At 60.4% G+C, this 2,112-nt stretch carries 1 protein-coding gene; it reads left to right on the top strand.

Going from position 1 to position 2,112, the window contains the following annotated elements; genetic code table 11:
* Window positions 1–559 precede the first annotated feature (559 nt).
* Window positions 560–2,112 (top strand): glycoside hydrolase family 16 protein (locus tag EN781_RS31245; RefSeq protein WP_145965738.1); only part of this gene is annotated, 1,553 nt, incomplete at its 3' end.

Here is a 2,112-nt window from a genome sequence, read left to right as displayed (position 1 = left end):
GTGTTAATAAGTTATATTAGTAATGTGTGAATAATCGTTAACCAAGCCTCATTCTCGCCGCAAACCGTGCTAAGGTCCGCCTGGGTCACGTACATCGCCTTTGAATGATCAATACATGCAGGTACAAGGCGGCGTGGGTGAATAAGTAAAAAAGCGGAAATGCCTGTGTTTACTTAGGGGCGCGGGTGGAATGAAAAACAAAAAGACGCAATGAACTAAGGAACTACTGTGACTATACTACACAGCAACCTCGGCGGCGTGCCCGCTGGGAGAGGTGCGCTCAACCTCAATTCGGCCGCGGCTCGAACCGTCGAACACCTTGAGCGCGTTGGCAGCGACACCGTCTATGGGCTCAAGGGCGAAGGCCTGACGAGCATTCCCGTCGACAACACCCGCCTCCGATGGCGAGCTCATCGTTAGGCTCGCTCGACAATAATAATCTCCGCCACTTTGAAATCCGTTCGCAGTGCCCAAGCTGCGAGCATGCGACATGTCGCGCGCCTTGGCGATGCGCGGCAGTGGAAGTTCCCTGTTTTCAACGCCTAAAGAGGATCACTGAATGACTCTTTCCGCACCCGCAGGCTTTACCTCTAGCGACCTCGTCTACGAGGAAAGCTTCTCCGGTACGACTCTCGACAGCGATTGGCATACCTATATCACCAGCAATGCTGCCGACGGCTGGCCATGGAATACCAATGGGTCGGGCGGAAGTACGCCGGGCGGCCCATACAATGCCGACTACGATATGCCGAGCCAGGTGTCCGTGAGCGACGGGACCTTGAATCTCACGGCGATCAAGCAGCCCATCAGCGGCGTCAATCAGGGAGGGGTGACACAAACATTCCCGATCACGTCCGGCGCCGTCAGCAGCTATGGCAACTTCGAATTCAATGGCGGCTATCTTCAGATCAGCATGAAGGCGCCGAGCGGCGACGGCGCATGGCCAGGCCTCTGGCTGATGCCCGGCGACGGCGCGGGCAGCAGCGGCGACAATTTCGAGCTCGATATTCAGGAGGGTGGATTTACCGGCTCGGGGCCGGCAGACCAGAATTTCTCCTGGCACTTGCACGGGCCGTCGGGGTGGGTCGGCGACACCATCGACAGCGGCATCAACCTCACGGCCGGCTTCCATACGTACGGCATCAACTGGGTGCCCGGTGAATCGATCACCTGGTATCTGGATGGGAAGCAGATGGCGCAGGTGACCAGCGCACAGGTCGCGATCCCGGATGAACCGATGCAATTGATGATGAACTTGGGGGTCGCGAATTCGAACGCGAGCGGATGGCATACGGCTCTGGATGGCTCGACGCCATCCTCGATGCAGATGCTGGTCGATGAGGTTCAGCTCTATCAGAAGGCGGGCAGCGGCGACACCGTCACGGGTGCCAACGTCACTCCCTCGACAACATCGTCGACCCAGTCCCCGACGACGCCAACGATCCAGCCGGCGGTGACGCAGGTCGCCGCGTCACCGGCAACGGGAGTCGAGCATGCCGGCGATGCCATCACAATGACGGTCGCCTTCAACAAGGTCGTGACCGTCACGGGCACACCGACACTGTCGCTCAATGATGGCGGAACGGCCAGCTATGTCAGTGGCTCGGGCACCAGCGCGCTCACCTTCCGCACCACGGTCGCTTCGACCGACAAGGATACCTCGGCACTCGCCATCACCGGGGTCAACCTTCCGAGCGGCGCGAGCATCAAGGATGCATCCGGTGTTGCGGCGAACCTCTCAGGCGCGGTGAAGACGTTCTCCGGGCTCCAGATCGATCCGGTCCTGCCGGCGGTGACGCAGGCCACAGCCTCGCCGGGAACCGGCACCGAGCACGTCGGCGACACGGTCACGCTGACACTCGGCTTCAACGAGGCCGTGAAGGTGTCGGGCACGCCGACCCTGTCACTCAACAATGGCGCGACCGCGACCTATGTCGGCGGCTCCGGAACGAGCGCGCTCAACTTCCGCACAACGGTCGCATCGACGGACACCAATACCTCGGCGCTCGCCATCACTGGGGTCAACCTGACGAACGGTGCGAGCATCAAGGACGCAAGCGGCGTCGCTGCGAATCTTGCAGGCGCAGTGAAGACCTTCTCCGGCCTCCAGAT

The sequence above is a fragment of the Mesorhizobium sp. M4A.F.Ca.ET.090.04.2.1 genome, from assembly GCF_003999085.1.
Classification (GTDB): Bacteria; Pseudomonadota; Alphaproteobacteria; order Rhizobiales; family Rhizobiaceae; genus Mesorhizobium.
This window is presented reverse-complemented; position numbering and strand designations above follow the sequence as displayed.